Source organism: Paenibacillus donghaensis (assembly GCF_002192415.1).
GTDB classification, from domain to species: domain Bacteria; phylum Bacillota; class Bacilli; order Paenibacillales; family Paenibacillaceae; genus Paenibacillus_AQ; species Paenibacillus_AQ donghaensis.
On record NZ_CP021780.1, the window covers coordinates 4528593 to 4552909 of the forward strand.

The window sequence follows — 24317 nt, forward strand, 5'->3', positions numbered from 1 at the left end:
CACAATACCGCTATGTTACTCTGCCTTGGACAACGGGTAGAAACGGATAACCTCATCCGGGTAGAACGCGTAGCCGCTAATCTTGTTGCTCATGCCCACGATCCGGTTGTATTCGTACAGGTAAGCCCATGGTGCTTCGGTGTTGATAATTTCCTGGGCCTTCATGTACAGCTCACCGCGTTTGGCCGCATCGGTCTCTGTGTTGGCTTGTTCCCACAGCTTGTCTACTTCGGCGTTCTGGTAGTTGTTGTAGTTAGAAGAACCTTTGCCGTACATCAGGAATCCAAGGTGGTAGCCGGGATCATTGACAAAAGAAGTCCATTTCGAAATATAAGAGGTCAGATTCTTCTCTTTCTGCTGCTCCAGGAACTGCGCACGGGCCAGCTTGTTGATGTTCATCGTTACCCCGATTTTGGCCAATTCGGCTTGGATCAGGACAGCATCATCTTCCCAGTCGTCGAAACCAGAGCCCAGGGTGAAGTCAAAAGTAAACCCTTGCTCATAACCAGCTTCCTTCAGCAGCTCTTTGGCTTTGTCGAGATTGTATTCATATACATATCCGGCATCGGTGAAGCCCGGCGTGTTGCTCGCTACGGAACTCTTCATCTGCTTGGCCTGTCCGTACATTACACCGCTCAGCAACTCGTCATACGGGATGGCGTAGTTGATTGCCTGGCGCACTTTTTCATTGTCAAAAGGCTTGATCTTGTTGTTCATGGCGAAGTACAGGATGCGGTTGCTGGCATTCGATTTGATCGTCAGCGCATCGTTGCTCTCAAGTGAAGTTACATCCTTCGGAGGAATCTCGATCGCCATGTCCACATCGCCTTTGCCGAGCAGCAGCACACGGTTGGAGGCTTCCTTAGTGAACTTCATCGTCACCTTGCCCAGTTGGGCAGGACCCTGCCAATATTCTGCATTCGGCGTGAACACCGCTTCGCTTGCCGGGTCCCATTTGTCCAGAACGAACGGGCCGGAGCCTGCCGCATGGGTCTTCAGATAGTCCGCGCCTTCGGCTTCCACAGTCTTCTGATCGACGATGGAGAAGGTGTACATGGAGATAATTTGCAGGAACATATGGTTGGGAGCGGTCAGGGTAATTTCTACAGTGGAGTTATCCTTGGCGGTTACCGACTTGATCGAAGCCATCCCATAGAGGAAGCTGCCGGAGCTGGACTTGCCCACCCGGTCAAAAGAGTACGCTACAGAAGCAGCATCCACCGGATTCCCGCTCTGGAATTTCACTCCGTCACGAACTTTGAACGTATATACGGTATTGTCGTCAGACACTTCCCAGTTCTCGGCGAGCATCGGCTTGATATCCTCGGTGTTGGCGATATCGGAGCCGTTCTCGCTCTTAATGCCATAGGTAACCAATTGGTCGTAGGCGGCAAGCACCAGGGTGTCCGAAGTGAGGTCATTGGCTTCCGCCGGGTCCATCGTGGTTCCGCCCTCGGAATAAGCTACGGTCAGAAAAGGCTTGGCTGCAGTCCCTGTACCTGCTCCGTCTGTGCCGGAAGTGGCTGCGGGGGTCTGAGGATTGGCGCTGCTTGCACAGCCGGCCAGCAATACTGAAAACGCGATGAAGGTGGACAACAACTTAACTTTTTTCATCTGTGATTCCTCCCTTTTCTATACCTGCCTGTGTTGTAAGCTTGCTGCTATATATTTACCGGGAAATCATGCCGTGCCAGAGTCCGGGAGTTTCCCACCCAGAGGCACTGCTATTTGCCCGAACGCAACCGTGGATCCAGTACATCGCGCAGCCCGTCGCCGAGCAGGTTGAAACCAAGAATGGAAGTCGCAATCGATAATCCGGGAAAAGTAACCAGCCACCACTGCCCGGAAATAATATATTCCCGGCCTTCGGAGATCATCGCGCCCCATTCGGCAATCGGAGGTTTGACCCCGAGACCCAGGAAGCTGAGGCTGGATGCCGTCAGCAGGGCGAAGCCCATGCCCAGTGTCGCTTGTACCATCAGAGGAGCGAGCGCATTCGGCAGAATATGCTGGAACAGAATCACCTTATCCTTCACCCCGATCGCGCGGCTGGCTTCAATATATTCCTTCTCCCGCAGCGAGACGGTCTGGCCGAACATCAGGCGGGCGAACTCGGGGATGCCGACGATTCCAACCGCGATCATCGCGCTGGTGAGTCCAGCGCCAATGGAGGCGGCAATCGCCATCGACAGTACAAGTGACGGGAACGACAGCAGCACATCCATCACACGCATAATGATCGTGCCTGTCTTGCCGCCATAGTAGGCCGCGATTCCGCCGAGCGGAACACCAATGACGAAGGAAATAGCTACGGCAATCAGGCCGGTCCAGATACTGATGCGTGCCCCGTACAGGATGCGGCTGAGAATATCCCGCCCGAAATTGTCCGTACCGAACCAGTGAAGGGCTGAGGGGCCTTGCAGCTTGTTCGCCATATCCGTCAGATAGGGATTATAAGGTGCAATCCAAGGAGCGATAATCGCCGTCACGGTCCAGATCAGGATGAAGATAAGTCCTACCGTCGCCAGGCGGTTGCGCAGAAGCAGGGTCAGAAAGGTTTTGGGCTTGGGGGGCGCGGCGGACTTGCCTGCCTGGCCCCCGGCTGAATGTGCTGCGGTGCTCACGGGGAATCTCCTCCTCTCTTGTCGCGGTTTATTCATAGCGGATGCGCGGATCGATCAAGCCGTAGATCAGATCAACGGCGAGGTTGATCCCGCAGTATAATATCGCACTGACCAGGGTAAAAGCCTGTATCGGCGCATAATCCGCAGCCAGAATGGAGTCCGTCACATAGCTGCCGATGCCCGGCCAGGAGAAGATGGTCTCCGTAATCACGGCGCCGCCCATCAGGTAACCGAATTGCAGACCCAGTACGGTCAGCGTAGGAATCAGGGCGTTCGCCAGTGCATGCTTGTAAATGACAGCTGATTCGCGCAGCCCTTTGGCTCTGGCGGTGCGCACGAAGTCCTGGTCGATAATCTCCAGCATGCTGGAGCGGGTCATCCGGGCGACAATCGCCATCGTGCCGGTGCTTAGACAGATCGCCGGGAGCAGCAGGTGGGTCAGACTGCTTCGCAGTGCAATCATGTCTCCCGACAGGAGACTGTCCAGTACGTACAGCCCGGTAATGTGTACCGGCGGATTGAGATCACCGCTGATCCGTCCCATCGGTGCCGGCGCCCAGCCGAGAATCGAATAGAAGATGTAGATAAACATCAGCCCCAGCCAGAAGATCGGCACACACGCACCAATCAGCGAGAACACCCTGGAAATGTGGTCCACGATCGATTCCTTGCGGGTGGCGGCTACGATGCCTACCGGAATCGCAATCAGGATGGCGATCAGGATACTGAACAAGGTCAGCTCAATCGTTGCCGGGAACCGGGTGGACAGATCACTGGCTACGGAGTGTCCGGTATGATAGGCATAGCCGATGTCACCCTGGAACAGCTGGCCTACATAACTGAAGAATTGAGTGTACAGTGGTTTGTCCAGCCCCATGTCCACGCGGATTTTGTTAACAATCTCCTCCGGTGCCTGCTCGCCTGCCATCATGATGGCGGGATCACCCGGCAGCACTCTCGACAGAATGAAGGTGATCAGGATGATGCCCAGCAGAGCCGGAATCATCTGGAGCAATCTTTTTATCGTATAAGCAAACAATGAATCCACCCCCTTACAGCTTCTGATGTCATCCACAGCAATACTTGGCCGGATCAGACCTTTGATGTCAGGTACCTTGCTGCGTGCTGCAGCTCATTTGTATTTGTGCTAATTCTACATAGATTTCTGCAGCCGCTCTACGTCCCGTTCAGCTAAAAAAAAGCACAACCGTTTGTCGATTGTGCACTACAGACCGGCCATAGTGTCATATTACCTAACACTATCTGCCATAATTTTCGTGATTTCGCTATTTCTCCTGCAAATAATGGTAGATCAGGCACAAATGGCAAACAAATTGCTCGCGGGGATCGCTCAGGTCGAACCCGGTAATGTCGCGGATCCGCTCCAGGCGGTATTTGACGGAATTGCGGTGGATGAACAGACTATTGGACGTTTCGACCAGACTGCCACGGCACTCCAGATAATGATAGAAGGTCAGCAGCATATTGCTGTCATGCTCCTCATCATAGCGCAGCAGCTTGCCCAGCTTGCGCTCGAATAAGGCGGCGAAGCCGGGGCCGCTCGTGCCCTCCAGCAGATGATAGACCTCGATCTCCTCATAATTCGTTACACCGCCCGCTGCCGCGCCCAGACGCCTGGAGACGGACAACGCCTTGCGGGCTTCATTGTAGCTGGCATGGATATTCCACAGCGGCTCAGCTGTCCCGATTCCGCTGCGGTAGCCGCCAAGTCCCTCGTTCTTGTCCAGCAGCCAGCTCTTCAGCGTGTCTCCCCAGCTCTCTTCGGCAAGGCCTGCCCCGGCGAACCTGCGGGCTTCCGGGGTCGGCAGGAACAGCACCGCCCGGTTGGAGCGGAACTCCATATGCGGCAGCACGCCCCGCCGCCGGGCTTCGCGGTCCAGCAGCCTGATCAGTGTCTCCTCCTTCGGCGCGGTCTCGCCTTCGATAACCGCTACCTCCCAGCTGTGCTCGGGATTCATGCCGAGCTGGCGGGCGCGGCGCTCCACCTCATGGCGCGAGGGCAGCGGCGGGGTCAGCAGCTCGTCGATGAAGTTGCCGCGCAGCCGGAATTCGGTATCCTCAGCCACCTTGTTGCGCATCAGCTCCAGCGCGAATACAAGCCGGGCCTGCTCAATGCCGACCTCCTCCATGTCATCCAGCTGCTGCTTGTCCACCAGCAGCTTCGCAACCAGCCGCCGATCTACGTTGATGCTCCAGCTGAGCGGCGCGTCCGCTGCGCCCCACTCATAATCGGAGGGGGAGGAGACGATAATTCGGCGGTCATTATCCACCAGGGCAACCGGGGCCTTCAGGAACTCGGACACATTGTCGCTGACCGCCTGGATGCCGCTGTTCTCCAGCACCATCGTGGTCAGGGTGCGGTAGACCTCCTCTGCACGGCGCAGCAGCATCGCCTGCCGGCCGAGCAGCAGCTCCATTACCGGCTGGGTAATATCGGTATAGGGAATATCCGGCGGAATCTCCACAATCGGCAGCCCGCAGATATTGCTGGCTTCAAGCGCGGCTTCGGGGATCTCCTTCAGGAAGCGGGCTGGCTTGATTGCCAGCGCGGCCGCGCCTAACTGGTCCAGCGTATAGACCAGCTCGGTCAGCAGCGAAGGGTCATGGCGGATGGAGTAAGCGGTGGTCAGCAGCATCACACCTTCACTGATCCAGCCTTGGAGGTCCGGCACCTCCATGATATCTACGAAGCGCACCACGCGGTCCAGCCCCTGTTGTCCGCTGACCACGCGCGCCTTGCCCAGAATGGGGAGCTGCATTAGCTCTCTTAATGTAATTCCACGTGTATCCATACCCTTCTCCCTCCTTCTGCTGTCTTCAGTATTTGATGAATTTTTCTGAAATATGCCAAAATTCGACTTCCCGATAGTTTAGCAGACATTGCCCTCACACTGTAAGGTAAATATTTAACAAATGTGATACTGCTGGATATTAAAGCGAGATTCATGGCTTGGTAGTGTGGCAGAAATATGGGGGGTTTGGGCCGAAAAGGACTCAATTGGCGTGGGCGTGGCGAGGAACGAGGGGGCCATTAAAGTCGGCGAACGGCTAATAGTGTGATGAAATTGGGGAGGTCTGTTGGCTTAGAGGACTCAACGAGCGAGGGTTTGAACAAATTCCTGCAAAAGTACATCTTTTTAGCATAGTTGGCTAGTCCGCAGAGCAAATTCCTGCAAAAATACATCCTTTTAGAGTAAATAGCGCCCTTTTGGCTGATCGAGAGGTAAATACCTGCACTTTTGCAGGCATTTCCGTGCTTATCCGCCAAACGGCCAAGTAGAAATGGCTTCGCCGTCCTCTGCAAGAGGCGGCATCCATTTCTGCGAGAAATAGAAGGATAATTGATGGTGTGAAACATATAAATTATATTTTAAAAAACCTGCACTTTTGCAGTTTTGATTCAGGTATGGCTCAGGCATAGCATTAACCAAAAAAATTAGCTACTCTTAAAGTTACTGTATAGGTCCAGCGAGGATTAGATTTTAGTTTGGAGCTTTCTGACTGAACATTAAAGTCGGCCACCGGCTAATAGTGTGATAAAAATTGGGGAGGATTGTTGGCTTAGAGGACTCAACGAGCGAGGGTTTGAGCAAATTCCTGCAAAAGTACATCTTTTCAGCAGAGTTGGCTAGTCCGCAGACCAAATTCCTGCAAAAATACATCCTTTTAGAGTAAATAGCGCCCTTCCAGCTGATCGCGAGGTAAATGCCTGCACTTTTGCAGGCATTGCCCTATTCATCCCCTAAACGGCTAAAAAACCTGCACTTTTGCAGGTTTTGGGTTCAGGTATGACAATTACCAAAATAATAGCTACTCTTAAAGTTACTGTATAGGTCCAGCGAGGATTTAGATTTTAGTTTGGAGCTTTCCGAGGGAACATTAAAGTCGGCCAACGACTAATAATGTGATGAAAATTGGGGAGGTCTGTTGGCTTAGAGGACTCAACGGGCGAGGGGTGAGCAAATTCCTGCAAAAGTACATCTTTTTAGCATAGTTGGCTAGTCCGTAGACCAAATTCCTGCAAAAATACATCCTTTAGAGTAATTAGCGCCCTTTCGGCTGATCGAGAGGTAAATACCTGCACTTTTGCAGGTTTCGGCTCAGGTATGGCAATAACCGAAAAATTAATTAGCTGGGCAGTGGTGCCGTAGAGTAGGTGTTCGAACCCTACTTATCCTGTGGCACAAAAAATGCCCCCACGAACTATTTGTTCGCGAAGGGCATTCATGGAGCGTTGTACCGTTGTGTGTTTGTACCGTTGTGCTACTGCTGTCGGTTATGCCATCGCGCAGTCATGCGTCTATCCTTGTACTTCACATTTACAATTCCGGCTCGTTCCAGACCGCCGCCGCAGCAGCTGCGGCCCCAAGCGCCAGGATCGGATCAAAAGCGCGCACGCCCAGCTTCTTCTCCAGCTCGGCCGCAAGGCCGATCGTAGCGAAGCCGGTGCAGGCCAGCACGATCGCCTCCGCGCCGCGCTCGACCAACCGGGCTGCGCCGGCCAGCGCACCCGCACGCCCTGCGGGCGTGTTCAGGTCCAGCGTCGTGGTTACGCCGTCCGGGCGGTCCATGCCGACGCAGGCGCTGCCCAGAATGTCCGTTATCCGCGGCGGGATCTCGTGCAGGATGGTCAGCACGCCTACGCGCCGCGCGGACGTCAAAGCCAGATGCGCCGCGCACGAGCCTGCGCCCAGCACCGGTATCCGCACGGCGGCCCGCGCTTCGTCCAGTGCCGGATCAGCCGCGCAGCTGATCCCGATCGCGCTGCAGCCGCTGCGTTCCAGCTCCTGGGCCAGCGCCAGGATCTTGGGCACCGAGGCGGCTTCCGTCTCCGCATCGAACACGCCCTGAGGCTGGTCCGGGATGCAGCGGCTCAGCACCCGCAGGCCGAATCGCTCCTCAATCAGCGCGCCATGCCTGTGAATGGCAAGCTCGTCCTGCAGCGTAATCACACGTATCATTCCCAGCATACAGCCACCTCCTTCAGCGAGTTTTGGTGAACTTGATGATGCAGCATCCACATTTATCGGGAGAAGCTATGCCCAAGCTTTCTGCTGACTCCACAGCTTCCATCTCCACAGCTGAATATAGCCGTATTCTATCCTAAACCAGCTCGCCCGCACGCATAATCAGAACCTCGTCCACATACACATCCGGCTTCTGCACCACCGCGTCGATATGCACCCCGGCAGCCACAATGCCGCCGAATGTATTGTTGCTGCCAAAAGCGACATGGATCGTCCCATAGACCTTCTCATCCTCCAGCACCACACCCGTGATCCTGGCCTGGTCATTCGTGCCGATGCCGAACTCACCCAGCAGCCTGCCGTCACCGTCGCCCAGCATGGCCAGCAGCCGGTCACCGGATTCTCCTTCCGCTGCGACCAGCCGTCCCTGCTCCACGGTCAGCAGCACCGGTGCCGTCAGGGCACCAATGCCAGCGATAGAGCCGTCCACAAGGATCTGCCCTTCAGCGCGGCCTTCCAGCGGCGCAATATAAGCTTCGCCGGAGGGCAGATTGCCGGACTCGCCGGGGTTAAGATACAGGCCGGTGCTGAGAATACCGTCCCGCCCGGCAATCGGGAAGGACAGGCGGAAGCCGTCCTTCTCGATGCGGACCTGCTGCCCACCGGTCAAGATGGCGGCGACCTTCTCCGTCAAGGCCTGCACCTGCAGATAATCTGCGGTGATGGCGCCCTGGCTGAACATGTCGTCGGTCATGCCCGGCATGGTCGCCAGTCGGGTGCCCGCTGCTGCTGCCTGCTTGCGCGCAGCGGTATGCGTCAACGAGTGAACCGTGATGCACACGGCCACATCTGCCTTCGCCATCGCCTCCGCGACAGGAGCGGGCGGCTCTTCCCCGGACCGGCTGCGGTCCGGCATGATGAGGAGCAGCGACTCGGCTCCGAGTCTTTTGCCAGCCTCATAAATCGATTCCCCCAGCTCCCGCTTCGAGTCATCTGCTATAACCGCAAGCACCTCATGGCTCGCCAGCCCAAGACAGGTCCGCAGCACGTTCATACTATTCTTGATCCGCTGTTCATTCATTGTGTCATTTCCTCCCGATTACACCATTTCGGCTACCAGCTTGCCCATTAAGGTATTGGACAGCACTACAGGAATTCCTGCGGCGGCAACCCACTCTCTATGCTGCTCCACATAGCCCATGCAGTCAAGCACAATCAGGTCGGCGCGGCCCTTCAGCTGCTCCGCGGCCGCACGGAAGTCCTGCTCACTGCCCGTATAAGGCGACGCCGCGGCAAAAACAAACCCAGCCATCCCCGCCCCGCCGAACTTCTCATGCATCGCCTGCTCCTGCTCAGGCAGCGGTCCGATCAGCCCCAGACGCCGCCCGCCGGTCATGGCGAGAACGGCCCCCGGAATGATTTTGTCAGGCTCGATCAGATGGGCCCCGGACGTGTGCAGACCGGGAAAAACCCCTGTGCAGAGCAGCAAAATCGTACCGATGCCGTCAGCCTCCATCTGATCAATTTTGCCCTGCAGCCTAGCCGTTATTCGTTCTCTGGAGACCACGACGGCAGTTCCGTCTGTCATTTTGGAGGTCAGGACGTACTCACCGTCGCCGGGAGCGTAACGTTCATGGATCTGCTCTGCCGTAAGACCGTCAAGCACTCCCGCCTGGACCAGCCGGGCGCGTCCTTCCAGGTACTTCTCAATCAACGGAGCGACATCATGCCTCGGCGCTTGTCCGATTGTAATCAGTCCGATCTTCCTCATGGCCCGCATCTCCTCTTACAGCGTAGATACCGCCGGTTTGCCAAGCGACTGCAGTACCTTCATCGGGCCGTACAGCTCATTGATGCGGGCGAATTCCGCCTTATTGTAGAAGGAGCAGATGCCTGACGTATATTCCTTGGCTGTCTCCACCGCGAACCGGACCGCAGAAGCAATATCCACCTCATGGCTGGCGCCGGTGCCGCAGCCCGGAACCATCGACTGGGCGGTAATCGCCAGGCCAACAACCGGAGCATCGGTAGCCACCGCAGGCTGCAGAATGGAGTTAATATGGTACAGATCATTGCCATAAGGCGTAATATCCTGGGTCGTCACCGGAAAAGTAACCGCGAACTGGCCTGTCGTCATCTCCATAATCCGCAGCAAATCCTCGCTCACGCGCAGAATATACCCTTCCTTGACCGTAGGTGAAATCGCGATCCCTTTATGATTGATCACGCGGTTGCCTTTGGTGGTGTCAATGGATAGAATCGCTTCCATCTCGGGCAGCACCTCATGCTCATTCATCTGCATAATATCGACCGGCGAGTCCATGAAGTCGACAGGCTCATGCGCCAGCGTTGGAGCATCCGGGCAGATATGGGTCGTAATCAGAATATCCCCCTTCAGCACATCACCTTTGGTCTGCATGTCGGCCAGCTTCAAGGCTGCCGCAATCGCAGCGACCGCACCGTCTGCATCCGAGACAATCCCGACACGGCTCGGCCGGGCGCCAATGCCACCCAGTCTGCCGACAATGCCGAAGGTAGGTGCTGCTCCGCCTATGGATTTCCCGGCGCTGCCCGGAATGTTGATTTTAACGAAATCAGTGCTTCCTTTGGCCCCCTCCACTTTCTGAACCTGAACGGTAACCTGCGGATATTCGCTAAATAACTGCCGGACATGCTCCCCTGTGACAAAAGCGCTATCCAAAACGTTAAGAACGGTTAATGTTTGTTGAAGTGCCATAAGAGTTCCTCCTCAGCGTTGGCAGTACAGGACTGCTGGTGTAATGTTAGGGTTTATACTATCGCAAATTCGGAAACGTCCACAATGTACACACCTGCCAAACCTAACCCGCTTTTCTTGTCCCGAACAGATAAACCTCACTCAGCCCTGCATTCCCATGTAAAAGATTCGCCAACTCTTTACTGTACAGCCTCCGTTAACTAGCGTAAAATTGTTGAATAGTTACTATATTGGATTCTTTTAGGGGGTCATAATTTGAATTTTGGTAGATTAGCATCACAATTGGCTGAGACGGCTACAGAGAATACTTATTCAGGGACATATCTGGTACAGCATAACCAACAGGACATTGCCGCAGGCAGCTTCGGCTATGCCAATCGGGCAGAGCTACTTGTGAACCGCAGCGACACACGCTTCGGGATTGCTTCAGGCTGCAAGCTGTTTACAGCGATTGCGGTCTGCCAGCTGGTGGAGCAGGGCAAGCTTAGCCTCGACAGCCCATTAGCGGCTTGCATGGATACAGCGCAGTTTCCGCTGTTTGATCCGGCCATAACGGTTCATCAGCTGCTCACGCACAGCTCGGGGATTGCCGATTATTTCGATGAAGAATTAATGGATGACTTCGAGGAGCTGTGGATAACGAAGCCGATGTACACTCTGCGGCGGCTGGCAGACTTCGTGCCGATGTTCAGCAGTCAACCGATGAAGTTCACGCCTGGCGAGCGGTTCCATTACAACAATGCGGGCTTTATTGTGCTTGGGCTGCTGGTGGAGGAGCTTAGCGGAATGCGGTTCACGGATTATGTGGAGCAGCATATTTTTAGAGCCTGTGGAATGGAGCACTCCGGCTATTTCGCCATGGATGCACTGCCGGGCAATACAGCGTTAGGTTACATAGAGGATGAACAAGGCGGCTGGCGGACCAATGTGTATTCCCTGCCGGTCCAAGGAGGGTCGGACGGCGGGGCCTTTGTGACCGCTCCCGACATGCTGCTGCTCTGGCAGGCGCTGCTTGACCACCGCTTGCTGAGTCCAGAGCTGACTTCTCTGCTGCTGACACCACATATGCATGAGGAGAATGAGGAGTATTATGGCTACGGGGTGTGGATCACCAAACGCGGAGATGAAGTGTTCAAATACCATGTGATGGGCTACGATCCTGGCGTCTCCTTCCACTCGGCCGTCTATCCCGCTTCTGGCGTCAGTGCAGCTATGCTGAGCAATGCAAGCCGCGGCCCTTTCCGGCTGCTGGAGACTGTAGAAGAATTTATTCTTGAATAAAATATCGATCCCTCCCAAACCCTCCCTTCCAAGGGAGGGCCCCAAAGGGTTGCACCCTCTGGACACCCGCAAGCTTGGCGAATGAGTCTGGCGGCACTGTGTTTTGGAGGGTGGGAGGGTGGAGCGCTTATCCCTGCGGGACCGCTTGAACGCCGCAGGGGCTGGCCCGCTATCCCTGACGGGATGCAGGCCTGAGATTAAGGTCTAAGGCGAGCTGTTCCTGCGGAATGCGCAAGACCTTACCCACAACAAAACTAAATAATAGTTTCCTATCCATGCACAAAAAGCGCAGCAGAACAGTTCCGAACTGTTCTGTTGCGCTTTTTTAGTTTGGAAAATGGTTGCTACTTAAGCTCCAGTTAGGATGTAGAGTGCTCCCTGGAAACTTTGGAGTCATTAGATGCGAAACTGCAACTAATTTCAGCCAAAACGTCCATTATCAGCCAAATAGGTGCAAATCTGCAACTAATTTCGAGTAAAACAGGCCTATGACGATGGCGTAAAATAGTTTGTGTAAGGACCGGGGAGTCTAGTAAACGACAAAAAAGTAGGGTATCCTTGGGATTGCGAAAGTCACCAAGAAAAGGAGCCCTACTCAATGACCAGTATACAACAAAACCCGTTCCATGATCTACTCGAAAATAGCATCCAAAGTTTTCTGAAAGAAAAGATTGAACTCATGCTCCGCGAAGAAATCAAAAATTATCTCGGTGTCGAACATCCGGAAGACTCCAATACTCGCAACGGATATTACACCCGCACCTGGGAAACACGCCACGGCCTGATCCCCGACCTGAACGTCCCACGGGATCGGCAGGGTCAATTCCAAACGGAGCTCTTTGAGCCCTACCAGCGCCGGGAGGCGTGGCTTGAAGACACCGTGATCCACATGTATAAAGGGGGCATGAGCACCCGGGATATCGCCTCGTTTATCGAAAAAATGTTCGGGACCTCGTACTCGCCAACCACCGTGAGCAACATCACCGGCACGGTGCTGGAAGATGTTGCCGCCTGGCAAAATCGTCCGCTCTCTAAGCGTTACTCCGTCATCTATCTGGATGGCATGTACGTCAAACTGAAGCGTCAAACCGTGGCCAGTGAAGTCATCTACATCGCGATGGGGATCGACGAAGACGGGCACCGGGAAATTCTCAGCTTCGCTATTGGCGGCAAGGAGAGCGCGTATGGCTGGCGGGAAGTGCTGCAAGACCTGCACCGCAGAGGCGTGCATGAGGTGCTGCTGGGCGTCTTTGACGGGCTGGCCGGGCTGGAGGAAGCCTTCAAGGAAACCTACCCCAAAGCCGATGTCCAGCGCTGTGTGACCCACAAGATGCGCAACACGCTGCCCAAAATTCGGGATACCCACAAGACCGAGATGGTCGGCGATTTGAAGACCATTTACACCGCACCGGATAAGGATGTGGCACTTGCCAACTTTGATGTGGTGCTGAAGAAATGGGGCAAAATCTATCCCAAGGAACTAGAGTCCTGGGGGGACAGCTGGATGTGTTGCTGCGCTTTTACGACTACCCACCCCAGATCTGGTACGCCATTTACACGTCCAACCCGATCGAGCGAACCAACAAAGAAATCCGCAAACGGCTGCGTCCCATGAACAGTTTGACCAATATGGATGCCGCCGAAAAGATTGTCTATTTGGAAGCGATTGGGTACAACGAGAGATGGAGCCGACGTGTCCTACGGGGGTTTGGGGACCCCAAAACGAAAGCCGTTTTGAGTAAAAAGTTTGCGGAAAAGTATCCCCCAGCCCAAGACAGCTAAGAACAAAACCGACGGCAGACGTAACTGGATATGAAAGGAAATTTTCGCAGGGGGATCCCCCCTGACCCTTTGAATACCATTCATATCCATTGTCCCAATGGATATCCTACAACCCTTAAAAATAATTACACAAACTTCTTGACGCTACCCCTATGACGCTCAAAATCCTAAATTAGGTGCGTTATCACACTTATTTGCTTCAAAACGGAAAAATTCGGCTAATTAGATGCATTTTCGGTTACTGCTTAGGTCCACTGAGGATGTGAATGCTGCACTAGATCCTTTCAAAGAAATTAGATGCGAAAACGCACTTAATTTCAACGTAAACGGCTGTTAGAAGGGAAATAAGTGCGAATATGCAACTAATTTCGAGTAAATTGCTTGTTCAGCGCTCAGAATCGGAGATTAAGTGCATTATGGCACTTATTTGCTTCAAAACGGGAAAAATCGGTGAATTAGATGCAGATTCGCAACTAATTCCGTGATTGGACTGATGTGGCGATCAAAATTTGATGTTCCTTTCCTATGGGGTCCTAAGTAGTAACCATTTTCGCAATTAAATCGGTGGTCTGGACGTATGAAAACGATCATGGAGCTGAGTCTGAGCTGTTCTTATCATACGTAGTCCTATGTAGTAACAAAAAATGTAACTACTTAGAGCCTTGCCCTTCCGAAGCAGGTTTGAGGTTACCAAAGAGTAACGCTAAGGTGGCTACAGGGAAAAACTGCCGTTAAATCCAGACAAATGTGCGGTTTCCATGGGATATAGGGAGAAGTTACCGCTAAATTGTCCATCCAGAGCGTATTGAGTGGATCAGACGGAATTAGCGGTAAAAACTTCCTATAACCTTATCGAATCGCCTTACTGAGATGAAATAGCGGTAGAATTTCCCTATAATTCCTTGCTGGTCCTAAGTAGTAACGATAAATTAGACTTCAGCAGCCTAATACCGCGTAACGCCATCCTTCGTCACCAGAGCGAACACCAGCGGCTGCGGCGGAACCGGCTCGGCGCTGATCCGGTAGGCTTCCAGCACCTTCGCTCTGGCTTCCTCCACCTTCGCCTCACTGGCTTCGTTGACATGCAGCACCGCCAGAATCTCGCCTTCCGCTACCACGTCGCCGACCTTCTTGGACAGCTGAATGCCAACTGCCAGATCAATGACCGACTCCTTGGTTTCACGTCCGGCGCCCAGCAACATCGCGGCCACGCCAATCTCCTCGGCCTGAATGCCTTCCACGTACCCGCCGGTCACGGCGGTCACCTCCACCAGCAGACTTGCCGCAGGCAAGGTATCCGGGGCATCAACCTGAGACACGTCTCCGCCCTGCGCGCCTACCATCTGCTTGAACTTCGCCAGTGCGCTGCCATCTTCGATATGGGACAGCAGAATGATCCGTGCCTCGGCTTCATCCTTGGCTTTGCCGCCAAGCACCAACATCTGGCTGCCCAGAATCAGGCAGACCTCCTGCAGATCCTTGGGCCCCTGGCCCTTAAGCGTCTCAATGCCTTCCTTCACTTCCAGAGCATTGCCGATGCCGAAGCCCAGCGGCTGATCCATATCGCTGATTATCGCAACCGTGTTGCGGCCCAGATGCGTGCCGATGTCTACCATGGCCTGTGCCAGTGCGATGGAATCATCCAGCGTCTTCATGAACGCGCCGCTGCCGGTCTTCACATCGAGCACAATCGCATCCGCTCCGGCGGCGATCTTCTTGCTCATGACCGAGCTGGCAATCAGCGGAATCGATTCCACGGTTGCCGTCACGTCACGGAGCGCGTAGAGCTTCTTGTCGGCTGGGGTAATATTGCCGGACTGGCCGATGACGGCCGCCCCGATCTCCCCCACCTGGTCAAAAAACTTCTCCCGCGTCATCTCCACCGAGAACCCGCTGATCGACTCCAGCTTGTCCAGCGTTCCACCGGTGTGGCCCAGGCCGCGCCCGGACATTTTGGCCACCGGTACGCCCGCAGACGCCACAAGCGGCGCCAGGACAACGGTTGTTTTGTCGCCCACACCGCCGGTAGAGTGTTTATCCACCTTGATGCCGGCAATCGGACTAAGGTCTATCTGGTCGCCGGACATTGCCATTTCGAGGGTCAGGTCGCCGGTCTCGCGGGCATTCATGCCCCGGAAATAGACGGCCATCGCCCAGGCTGAAATCTGGTAATCCGGGATTTCACCCTGGCTGTAGCCTTGGATCAGGAAGGCGATTTCTTCGCGGCTCAGCTCGCCGCCATCTCTTTTTTTCTGGATCAGATCTACGGCTCTCATTATAGCTGCACCTCGCGAACAAAGGCGCGGACAAGACCGATGAACTTCGGCTTGGTCAGATTCGCTACCTTCACTACCTGCTCATGGGTGAGCGGCTCCAGCTCCTCGCCAATCGCCATGTCCGTGATACAGGTGATGCCAAGCACACGCAGCTTGCTGTGGCTGGCTACAATTACTTCGGGAACCGTGGACATGCCTACGGCATCCCCGCCCAGATACGCCAGCATGTTCAGTTCGGCGGGAGTTTCATAAGTCGGTCCGCTGATGCTCGCATATACGCCTTCCTGCAGCACAAGAGCTTCCCCGTCACTGCCCTTGACTTCAGCAGACAGCTTCTTGGCAAGTAGGATGTATTCCGGGTCGTAAGCACGGGACATATCCGGGAAACGCACACCCAGCTCCGGGTCGTTTGGTCCGATCAATGGGTTGTCGCCTGTCATGTTCAGGTGGTCGGTGATCAGCATTAGGTCACCGGCCGTGAACGTCTTGTTCATGCCGCCGCCCGCATTCGTAATGACCAGTGTTCCCACACCAAGCTTCGCCAGCACGTATACCGGCAGGACCACCTTGCGCATAGCGTATCCTTCATAGTAGTGGAAACGCCCCTGCATAATGATGACGTCTTGCCTTCCAGCTTGCCGATCACGAAACGTCCGGCATGTCCTTCCACCGTGGAGCGCGGGAAGTGGGGAATCTCTTCATAAGGCAGGTATACGGCATCTTCAATCTGGTCGCCCAGATCGCCAAGCCCTGAACCGAGGATCAGCCCGATGACCGGAGTGTATCCGCCCAGTCTGGATTGAATATAAGCTGCAGCTTCTTTGACCTGTGTGCCGTAGGCCACAGCGTCTGAAGCGGTATTGGTTGGTGTCATATGTGATCCTCCATGGAAAATAGATTGTAATGTCGCTTTCAGCACAGCTGTGCTTAGATTACATTTTAGGAATTAGCGCCAGCACCAGCTTCAGGAAAGACTCGCGTACGCGTTCCGCAGTTTCCATGACTTCAGCATGGTTCAGCGGCTGATCCAGGATTCCGGCAGCCATGTTGGTGATGCAGGAAATGCCCAGCACTTCAATGCCGGCATGACGGGCAACTATGGTTTCCGACACTGTGGACATCCCTACCGCATCCGCACCCTGGCGACGCAGCATGACGATTTCAGCCGGAGTTTCATAACAAGGACCAAGCAGACCGGCATATACGCCTTCCTTGAAGGTGAAGTTCTGGGCAGCAGCCGTTTCTTTGGCCGCTTCAATCAGGCGGCGACTGTATGCCGACGACATATCCGGGAAACGTACACCCAGCTGCGGATCATTGGGTCCGGTCAGCGGATTGCGTCCGGTCAGGTTGAGGTGGTCGGTGATCAGCATCAGGTCGCCGGGGGTGAACTCAGTGTTCACTCCGCCTGCCGCATTCGTTACCAGCAGACTGGCCACGCCCAACTCCTTCATGACCCGGACAGGAAACGCCGTAACTTCAGGACCATAACCTTCATACATGTGGAAGCGGCCCTTCATCATCACAACACGGCGGCCTTCGATCATGCCGATCAGCAGCTCTCCTTCATGCCCTTCCACGGTCGATACCGGGAAATGGGGGATATCGTGATAAGGAATGCTAATTCCGTCTGTAATCAGTTCTGACAGCACGCCCAGCCCGGAGCCCAGAATCAGGCCAATCTCGGGTGCGACCGGACTCTGGTCTTTGATATAAATTGCTGCTTCTTGAATTTCCTTCTGAGTTATCGCTTGCATGCTTATATTCCTCCTTGGATGTTCACTCGTATGCGGCGCAGCACCCTGCCCGCCTCTATTTCAATTCTGCCAAAAAGCTTGTACCGTATTGGGGAGCCTTCGCCCCGAAGTTGTCGGCAATCGTTGCTGCCACATCGGAGAAGGTCGCGCGGATACCCAGGTTGCCTGGGTTCTTCAGCCCAGGTCCGTATACAAGCAGGGGCACATATTCACGGGTATGGTCCGTTCCTCTGTGGATCGGATCATTGCCATGATCGGCCGAAATGATCAGCAGATCGTCTTCACCCAGCGTGGACAGCAGCTCCGGCAGCGCCTGGTCAAACACCTCCAGCGCCCGGCCATAGCCCTCCGGATCACGGCGGTGGCCATACAGCGAATCGAAATCGACCAGGTTCGTAAACAGCAGGCCGTTGAACGGCTGACGCAGCTGCTCAATCGTAATTTCGATGCCATGCTCATTGCTCTTCGTCGGATAGGTTGCCGTTACCCCTTCACCGGTAAAAATATCGTTGATCTTGCCGACAGCAATCACATCCTTGCCGACATCCTCCAATGCATTCATCACGGTCGGCTCCGGTGGCTTCACCGCGTAATCGTGGCGGTTCGAGGTGCGCACGAAATTCCCCGGCTCACCTACATACGGACGGGCAATAACCCGCCCTACAGAGAACTCGGGAGCCATCGTCAGCTCACGGGCAATCTCGCAGGCGCGGTACAACTCGTCTAGAGGAATAATCCCCTCATGGGCGGCCAGCTGGAATACGCTGTCGGCGGAGGTGTAGACAATCCAGTTGCCTGTCTTCATCTGCTCCTCGCCGTATTCCACCAGGATCTCGGTGCCGGAAGCCGGCTTGTTGCCGATCACCTTGCGGCCGGTAGCTTCTTCGAACTTCTCGATCAGTGCCGCAGGCAGACCGTCAGGGTAGGTGTTAAAAGGCACCTCAATCTTCAGCCCCATCAGCTCCCAGTGGCCGGTCATGGTGTCTTTGCCGACCGATACCTCCTGCATTTTGCCGTAATAGGCGGTTGGGGCAGCTACCGGCTCAAGCGGCGGCAGCGGGGCAATATTGGCTAAGCCCAGCTTCTGCAGGTTCGGCAGCTTCAGACCGGGAACTCGCTCCAGGATATGGCCCAGTGTATGGGAGCCGGCATCGCCGAAATCTGCAGCATCAGGCGCTTCGCCAATTCCGACACTGTCAAGCACTATGAATCCGATCCGTTTAAATGAGGACATTTACATCCCGCTCCTTTAATGGTTAGTTCTTCCTCTGTTATTTCCAACAACAAGAAACGGCTGTACCGTCTTCTGAAGGGTGAACCTTCGAAGCTAGCGATGCACAAGATCGCTTTGCGGTATCCGTTTCTGCCTTAAGGAAGGCCTGGGATGATCTTCCGCAGGCTTTCCTTACAGTATGATTACATCATAACTTTCTTACTCACAAAATGCATCTTTTACAGCCGGTTAATGCGCACGCGGGTGATGATTCTCATAGACTTCCTTCATGTTGCGGCGTGCGATTCCGTTATAAATCTGGGTAGTCGATATATCGGCATGCCCCAGCATCTGCTGCACCGAGCGCAGATCGGCTCCGCCCTCCAGCAAATGGGCCGCGAACGAATGCCTTAAGGTATGCGGTGTGATATCCTGCTCGATATGAGCTTCACGGGCATATTTTTTGATGATTTTCCAGAAGCCCTGCCGGGTTAGACGTCCACCCAGACTGTTCAGAAACAGCGCCGGCTCCTCCTGGTTCTTGCGCAGCAGCTTGTCCCGCATGGCCGCCGTGTAGACAGACACCGTCTCCGCTGCAATCGTGCCGATAGGTACAATCCGCTCCTTGCCGGAACCGCCGGTACAACGCGCGTATTTCATCTCTGTATGCACATCGCCCACATTCAGCGAGATCAGCTCGGATACCTTGATGCCTGTGGCATACAGCAGCTCCAGCATCGCCTTATCCCGCATTCCCTGTGCAGTCTCTTCATTCGGGGCAGCCAGCAGCCGTTCGATTTCGCTGATCGTCAGCACCATCGGCGGCTTCTTGTCCGGCTTCATCGCTTCCATACCGAGCGTCGGGTCCTGGACAATCAGCTGCTCCTTCATTAAATAATGCACGAATGCACGCAGTGACACCACATTCCGGTTCACCGTTGCGGCGGCCTTTCCCGCTCCGCGCAGGGAGCTGAGATAGAGCATAATATGTGATTTTCTGATATCGCCCGGAAGAACTGCGCCACGCTCCTCGGCAAATCCCAGGAATTGCGAGACATCCCTGCCGTACGATTCCAGCGTATTCGGCGACAAGCCCTTATCTCCGGACAAATACCGCATAAACGGCTGCAAATATGACTTCATCTATTCACGCTCCTGTCTTTCGCAGCTACTCCCGGTGATATTGTGCAGCATTTCAAGCCTGAGCTTTGGCAGCTTTGCTCCAAGTTGGGACATGCCAAGGCATACATCCACCTTACGCTTCATTCGACAGTCTTTGAGTTTTTTCCTGCTTGGGATGCTGTATTCATTCCCCGTACCAATAGTAGAAACGCAGACGTTCTCCGGTGCTCAGCCCGTCTCCGCCTTGATGTACATTCTGAAAAGCCTTAACTGCCGTACCTTCCGGAATCCCGTAATTATCTGCCGGACTGATCCATTCCCCTACCCAGCTCATCACCGAATAGATCAGCCAGCTCAGCGCGATAAACAAAATAAACAAATACATCCGCCGCACAGTTTTGGGTATAGAGATGATCATATTGTGGCCTCCTCAAAGTTTTACAAGCATCAGCTTCATGGAATCCGCTTCGGTAAAACTCGCTTCGTAAGCATTCGCTTAGTTTTACAAGCATCAGCTTCATGGAATCCGCTTCGGTAAAACTTACTTCGTAAGCATTCGCTTAGTTTTACAAGCATCAGCTTCATGGAATCGCTTCGGTAAAACTCGCTTCGTAAGCATTCGCTTAGTTTTACAAGCATCAGCTTCATGGAATCCGCTTCGGTAAAACTTACTTCGGAAGCATTCAATTAGTTTTACAAGCATCAGCTTCATGGAATCGCTTCGGTAAAACTTGCTTCGTAATTCTGCTCGTCCTCCACCTTATGCGCCGGGAGCCGGATTTATGAATGTGCCGCCACGGACACGCACGGCTACAGAAAATCTATTATACTGTGCTTAGCACAATAATCCAAGCAACCAGACAGATCCGCTGGTGCGCTCACTCCTACCCTCGCTCTTAAACTAACTGTATTTTGTACAACTAAAAAGCCACTTTTGACGGCAAAAGTCACTTTAACTGTATTTCCTGCAGCTATATTTCCTCCATAGCCCCAAATACGAGGTTTCGCCCCGATTTAACTGTACGAAATACAACTAAAGTTACTTTTCAGACGAATCGCTTCATTTTAAATGTATAGAATGCAGTTAGTCGCTGCGAGTGTGGTCTATTGACGTCTTTCGCATACGTATTCTCGCAGTAACCATTAAAAAGCCCCCTCCGGCGAACCGGAGAGAGCTTGTGCGGTAAATTCTCATTAGATCATTAGCTTACTCGGGAGTATTCCCGTCCGAATTGTTCTTGTCCTTACAGCGATGGCAGATGCCATGAAAATCAAGCCGATGGTCCAGGACCGTAAAATTGTATTCCTTCTCCAGGCGTTCCTCCAGCGGACCCAGCCAATCCTCGCGGATCTCATCCATCGTACCGCACTGCACACAGATTAAATGATGATGATGATGTTTGGCGGTATCCGTACGTAGATCGTAGCGGGCTACACCGTCACCGAAGTTAATCTTCTCCACGACATGAAGCTCGCTGAGCAGTTCCAAGGTACGATATACGGTGGCTAGACCGATCTCGGGTGCCTTCTCTTTCACTAGCATAAATACATCCTCAGCGCTGAGGTGATCCTCTTCGTTCTCCAGCAGCACTCTTAGGGTTGCTTCCCGTTGGGGGGTAAGCTTGTATCCATGGGATTGTAGCTGTTGCTTGATTTTGTCTATCCGAGCTTCCATTGTCTGCCTCCCCCTTGGAAAATTACCGCACCGGGCTTCAAACCACTTCTTCCATTATAGGGGGTCGCGGTTTGAGAAGTCAAACGGTTTTATGATAGATTTAGATCAGATTCAAGCTATCTGCTCATGTCAGCTTATTTGCCGTCCAACCCGGCTGTATCAATCAAGCAAGACTGAACAACATGGTCACAAACCAACAAAAAACGGATACCCTCCTTATCTAAGGAAGACATCCGTTTCGCCACACCCCGCACTTACCGCCCATTCGGCGTATGGATTTAACTTCGGTTCGATTACCGACCCGATTACCTATTGTTTGATTACAATCCCACCGATACCAGCATGGGCGTCACCCATCTCATCATAGAAGGCGTGACCCAGGCCTCGAAGCAGGAGATCCCCAGGATCAGCAGTGCCATGGCGAAGGAGAGCAAGGTGTAGCGGGTAAAAGGGCGGGTGATCGGCGTCCGCTTCGGCTGGCCTAGCACCCGGGTGCGGATCATCAGCAGCGAGAAGGCGATCGCGGCCGCGCTGCACACGAGCAGCACCGGAATCAGCACCAGATTGTGCGGAGCGACAGAGACCAGCGCAAACAGCATGCCATGCCACGAATACTGGCTGACCAGGCAGCCAACGGTGAAGCCGATCATCACGCCTTTGAGAAAATCAAGGATCAGGATGCCCGGCAGCCCGATTACCGACAGCCCCAGAATCCAGATTAGCCCGATCCATTTCAGGTTCAGCGCAGCAATACTCCAGTATGAATCCGATGCAGACGCCAAGCCCTGCTGGTCAACGGTGACAAAGAAATTCCCCAGGTAATCGCTCAGCTCCTGCTGCTGGTCCATCGTCAGCGCACCGACAATCAATGCCCCGAATACTACGCCCACCAGAAATAATACAGCCACAAAAATATACAGAGGCGTCTGTTCCTTCACCATCAGCCTTAAGGTTCGCATAAGGGAGCTTCTCCTTTCCGGTTACATGTTACACCATATGAGAAAGACTTCCGTGTTATGACTTGTCCTTAAGTCGGGATGTTACTTGGGGTCCCTTACCACCTTGCCGTACGTGCCTCCGCCTCCAGCCGTAAGATCAAGCTGCCCGGAACGGGCTAGCACAATCGCAGCCGCCAGCTCTACACCCGCTACCAATGACAGCTCTGCTTCGCCAGCTTCATGCAGAATATTCATCTCTGTGCCAAAAGCCTCCAGCAGCAGCCTCATCTTCGCCGGGCCCAGGCCCGGTATGAAGTCCAGCGGCACCTGATAATGATAAGGCGGGCGATGCTCCGGCACCTGCGGCCGCTCACGATCCGCGATGTCCAGCACCCGGTCGAATACGCCCTTCACCAGCTTCACACCGCCGCAGTAAGGGCAGCGTTCCGAAGTAGCGAAGGCCTCGTCGATAATGCTGCCGCAGCTGCTGCAATAGGTGCGGTGGTATTTGCCCAGCCGGGGGTTGAGGCCGAAGTTGGCGCTGACCCGCCGCCCTTCCTGACGCGCCAGCGCCAGCTTCAGCTCTGTGAAGGAAGGCTGCGCCAGCTCCAGCACATTGTATTCCCGGCCCAGCTTGCCCAGCGAATGGGCATCCGAATTGGTGAGGAATGTGTAGGGGTCCAGCTCCGACAAATAGCCGGCCATTTCCGAATCTGCACTGAGTCCCAGCTCCACGGCAGCAATCTGATCCAGATCGAAAATCTCCGCCATCCGTTCCGCAGCACAGCCATACAGACCTTTATGTGGCGTAAAAATATGCGCCGGAATCAGCAGCCCTCCCCGGCCGCAGATCTCGCTCTGCAGCTCCTTGGCCGGAACATACAGCCGCTGCGAGCTGAGATTGACGTTCTTCATATGGCGGCTCATCCAGCCGCTGAAGTCGGTCATTGCCGCAAGATCCGGCAGGAAGGCCAGCACATGGCATTCCTTGCGTCCCGGCTCGCGGATCTCGATCTCCGTGCCGAGCAGGATCGTCGTCTGGCCGTAGGCGATGCCTCCACCCTCTGCCTCGGCCATCTCGCCGGAATCCAGCAGGCTGCGGATGTCACGCAGCACGCCGGGCGCATGGCTGTCGATAATGCCGACCAGCCCGATTCCTTTGCGCTCAGCAGCCTCTTTGGCGATTCCGGCGAAGGTCAGGGCGCGGCTGCCGCTGATTTTGACCGCTTGTCCCTCAGACGTCTGGCCGATATGGACATGCAGATCACAGTAATAACTCTGCAGATCAGGTTCTACTGCCATTGTCCGGTCAGCGTATAGAGGTGCCAGGCATATACGGCCATAATCGTCTTCGCATCGGCGATCCGCCCGTCCTCGATATATTGATACGCTTCCTCCAGGTTCAGCTCGGAAACCTCCAGAAATTCATCCTCGTCAAGCGACATATCTCCGGGTTCCGCATTCTCGGTCACATACAGATGAATAATTTCATCGGCGAAGCCCGGAGAGGTATAGAACGACTTCAGCAGCTTCAGCTCACCGCTGTGGAAGCCTGTCTCCTCCTGAAGCTCACGCCCGGCGGCAGCCAGCGGATCTTCTCCCGGATCCAGCTTGCCGGCCGGAATCTCGACCTCTGTGCGGTGCATCGGCTGGCGGTATTGCTCCACAACCAGCATTTTGCCGGCATTCAGCGCCAGTACCGCCACGGCTCCCGGATGTTTGACTACCTCGCGGGTAGCCGTGTTGCCGTCAGGCATTCTAACCGTGTCCACCTGGAGGGTAATAATTTTGCCGTCAAAAATCGGTTGCGTCGACAGTGTGACTTCATCCAATGCGGGGTTGCTGTTTATTTCAACTTTTTTCATAGATTCAGGTCTCCTTTGTCTCGGTGCTGCATAGGGTGTATTATAGCAAACTTAAGGGG

At 54.3% G+C, this 24317-nt stretch carries 18 protein-coding genes and 2 pseudogenes; 2 read left to right on the forward strand and 18 right to left on the reverse strand.

Annotation, left to right across the window (positions count from 1 at the left end; translation table 11 throughout):
- Positions 1-15: 15 nt before the first annotated feature.
- The 8 genes from B9T62_RS20840 to B9T62_RS20875 all read right to left on the reverse strand — a co-directional run bounded on the left by B9T62_RS20840 (position 16) and on the right by B9T62_RS20875 (position 10349).
- The gene (locus B9T62_RS20840; RefSeq protein WP_087917055.1) at positions 16-1614 is read right to left on the reverse strand and encodes an ABC transporter substrate-binding protein; all 1599 of its coding nucleotides are present in this window, start codon (positions 1612-1614) and stop codon (positions 16-18) included.
- A 110-nt stretch (positions 1615-1724) separates the two neighbouring features.
- The gene (locus B9T62_RS20845) at positions 1725-2624 is read right to left on the reverse strand and encodes an ABC transporter permease (protein ID WP_245863947.1); all 900 of its coding nucleotides are present in this window, start codon (positions 2622-2624) and stop codon (positions 1725-1727) included.
- A 28-nt stretch (positions 2625-2652) separates the two neighbouring features.
- Positions 2653-3663: an ABC transporter permease gene (locus tag B9T62_RS20850; RefSeq protein WP_211296336.1), complete on the reverse strand. Its 1011-nt coding sequence runs from the start codon at positions 3661-3663 to the stop codon at positions 2653-2655.
- A 247-nt stretch (positions 3664-3910) separates the two neighbouring features.
- A complete protein-coding gene (locus B9T62_RS20855) occupies positions 3911-5437 on the reverse strand; it encodes a PucR family transcriptional regulator (protein WP_087917057.1) in 1527 nt (508 codons plus the stop codon).
- A 1527-nt stretch (positions 5438-6964) separates the two neighbouring features.
- The gene (locus B9T62_RS20860) at positions 6965-7615 is read right to left on the reverse strand and encodes an aspartate/glutamate racemase family protein (protein ID WP_087917058.1); all 651 of its coding nucleotides are present in this window, start codon (positions 7613-7615) and stop codon (positions 6965-6967) included.
- A 133-nt stretch (positions 7616-7748) separates the two neighbouring features.
- Positions 7749-8693 (reverse strand): aminopeptidase, encoded by a 945-nt coding sequence (locus tag B9T62_RS20865; RefSeq protein WP_087917059.1) that lies wholly within the window; start codon positions 8691-8693, stop codon positions 7749-7751.
- An 18-nt stretch (positions 8694-8711) separates the two neighbouring features.
- Positions 8712-9383 carry an AroM family protein gene (locus B9T62_RS20870; RefSeq protein ID WP_087917060.1) on the reverse strand — a complete coding sequence of 224 codons (672 nt, stop codon included), beginning with the start codon at positions 9381-9383 and terminating at the stop codon, positions 8712-8714.
- A 15-nt stretch (positions 9384-9398) separates the two neighbouring features.
- Entirely contained in the window at positions 9399-10349 is a 951-nt protein-coding gene (locus B9T62_RS20875; protein WP_087917061.1) for a DUF1177 domain-containing protein, read from the reverse strand.
- Positions 10350-10604: 255 nt separating this feature from the next.
- Here B9T62_RS20875 and B9T62_RS20880 point away from each other — a divergent pair, with 255 nt between their 5' ends.
- Both B9T62_RS20880 and B9T62_RS20885 read left to right on the forward strand, forming a co-directional pair.
- A complete protein-coding gene (locus B9T62_RS20880; protein ID WP_087917062.1) occupies positions 10605-11630 on the forward strand; it encodes a serine hydrolase domain-containing protein in 1026 nt (341 codons plus the stop codon).
- A 598-nt stretch (positions 11631-12228) separates the two neighbouring features.
- Positions 12229-13412 (forward strand): annotated as a pseudogene (locus tag B9T62_RS20885) (IS256 family transposase).
- A 944-nt stretch (positions 13413-14356) separates the two neighbouring features.
- Here the strand turns inward: B9T62_RS20885 and B9T62_RS20890 are convergent.
- The 10 genes and pseudogenes from B9T62_RS20890 to B9T62_RS20935 all read right to left on the reverse strand — a co-directional run bounded on the left by B9T62_RS20890 (position 14357) and on the right by B9T62_RS20935 (position 24258).
- Positions 14357-15688 carry a pyrimidine-nucleoside phosphorylase gene (locus B9T62_RS20890; protein ID WP_087917063.1) on the reverse strand — a complete coding sequence of 444 codons (1332 nt, stop codon included), beginning with the start codon at positions 15686-15688 and terminating at the stop codon, positions 14357-14359.
- Positions 15688-16562: pseudogene (locus B9T62_RS20895) on the reverse strand (purine-nucleoside phosphorylase). Before B9T62_RS20895 ends, B9T62_RS20890 begins: the two are co-directional and overlap by 1 nt.
- Before the next feature lie 58 nt (positions 16563-16620).
- Complete coding sequence (locus tag B9T62_RS20900; RefSeq protein WP_087917064.1) at positions 16621-17445, reverse strand: purine-nucleoside phosphorylase; 825 nt, start codon at positions 17443-17445, stop codon at positions 16621-16623.
- A 55-nt stretch (positions 17446-17500) separates the two neighbouring features.
- The gene (gene deoB / locus B9T62_RS20905) at positions 17501-18679 is read right to left on the reverse strand and encodes a phosphopentomutase (RefSeq protein WP_087917065.1); all 1179 of its coding nucleotides are present in this window, start codon (positions 18677-18679) and stop codon (positions 17501-17503) included.
- A 228-nt stretch (positions 18680-18907) separates the two neighbouring features.
- Positions 18908-19801 (reverse strand): site-specific tyrosine recombinase XerD, encoded by an 894-nt coding sequence (gene xerD, locus B9T62_RS20910; protein WP_087917066.1) that lies wholly within the window; start codon positions 19799-19801, stop codon positions 18908-18910.
- A gap of 163 nt (positions 19802-19964) precedes the next feature.
- Positions 19965-20198: a DUF4227 family protein gene (locus tag B9T62_RS20915; RefSeq protein ID WP_087917067.1), complete on the reverse strand. Its 234-nt coding sequence runs from the start codon at positions 20196-20198 to the stop codon at positions 19965-19967.
- Positions 20199-20987: 789 nt separating this feature from the next.
- A complete protein-coding gene (gene fur, locus B9T62_RS20920; RefSeq protein WP_087917068.1) occupies positions 20988-21455 on the reverse strand; it encodes a ferric iron uptake transcriptional regulator in 468 nt (155 codons plus the stop codon).
- Between the two features lie 320 nt (positions 21456-21775).
- Positions 21776-22414, reverse strand: coding sequence for a stage II sporulation protein M (gene spoIIM, locus B9T62_RS20925; protein ID WP_087917069.1), 639 nt, complete (start codon positions 22412-22414; stop codon positions 21776-21778).
- An 81-nt stretch (positions 22415-22495) separates the two neighbouring features.
- Positions 22496-23695, reverse strand: coding sequence for an endonuclease Q family protein (locus B9T62_RS20930; protein ID WP_087917070.1), 1200 nt, complete (start codon positions 23693-23695; stop codon positions 22496-22498).
- Complete coding sequence (locus tag B9T62_RS20935; protein ID WP_087917071.1) at positions 23686-24258, reverse strand: NUDIX domain-containing protein; 573 nt, start codon at positions 24256-24258, stop codon at positions 23686-23688. The genes B9T62_RS20930 and B9T62_RS20935 overlap by 10 nt, the downstream gene beginning before the upstream one ends.
- Positions 24259-24317: the final 59 nt, after the last annotated feature.

What these genes read in the sequence shown, in the direction of transcription:
- B9T62_RS20890 (WP_087917063.1), bottom strand. Translation starts at nt 15,688, where the DNA reads ATGAGAGCCGTAGATCTGATCCAGAAAAAAAGAGATGGCGGCGAGCTG.
- fur (WP_087917068.1), bottom strand. Translation starts at nt 21,455, where the DNA reads ATGGAAGCTCGGATAGACAAAATCAAGCAACAGCTACAATCCCATGGA.
- B9T62_RS20870 (WP_087917060.1), bottom strand. Translation starts at nt 9,383, where the DNA reads ATGAGGAAGATCGGACTGATTACAATCGGACAAGCGCCGAGGCATGAT.
- spoIIM (WP_087917069.1), bottom strand. Translation starts at nt 22,414, where the DNA reads ATGCGAACCTTAAGGCTGATGGTGAAGGAACAGACGCCTCTGTATATT.
- B9T62_RS20860 (WP_087917058.1), bottom strand. Translation starts at nt 7,615, where the DNA reads ATGCTGGGAATGATACGTGTGATTACGCTGCAGGACGAGCTTGCCATT.
- B9T62_RS20875 (WP_087917061.1), bottom strand. Translation starts at nt 10,349, where the DNA reads ATGGCACTTCAACAAACATTAACCGTTCTTAACGTTTTGGATAGCGCT.
- B9T62_RS20855 (WP_087917057.1), bottom strand. Translation starts at nt 5,437, where the DNA reads ATGGATACACGTGGAATTACATTAAGAGAGCTAATGCAGCTCCCCATT.
- B9T62_RS20840 (WP_087917055.1), bottom strand. Translation starts at nt 1,614, where the DNA reads ATGAAAAAAGTTAAGTTGTTGTCCACCTTCATCGCGTTTTCAGTATTG.
- xerD (WP_087917066.1), bottom strand. Translation starts at nt 19,801, where the DNA reads ATGAAGTCATATTTGCAGCCGTTTATGCGGTATTTGTCCGGAGATAAG.
- B9T62_RS20915 (WP_087917067.1), bottom strand. Translation starts at nt 20,198, where the DNA reads ATGATCATCTCTATACCCAAAACTGTGCGGCGGATGTATTTGTTTATT.
- B9T62_RS20865 (WP_087917059.1), bottom strand. Translation starts at nt 8,693, where the DNA reads ATGAATGAACAGCGGATCAAGAATAGTATGAACGTGCTGCGGACCTGT.
- B9T62_RS20935 (WP_087917071.1), bottom strand. Translation starts at nt 24,258, where the DNA reads ATGAAAAAAGTTGAAATAAACAGCAACCCCGCATTGGATGAAGTCACA.
- B9T62_RS20930 (WP_087917070.1), bottom strand. Translation starts at nt 23,695, where the DNA reads ATGGCAGTAGAACCTGATCTGCAGAGTTATTACTGTGATCTGCATGTC.
- deoB (WP_087917065.1), bottom strand. Translation starts at nt 18,679, where the DNA reads ATGTCCTCATTTAAACGGATCGGATTCATAGTGCTTGACAGTGTCGGA.
- B9T62_RS20900 (WP_087917064.1), bottom strand. Translation starts at nt 17,445, where the DNA reads ATGCAAGCGATAACTCAGAAGGAAATTCAAGAAGCAGCAATTTATATC.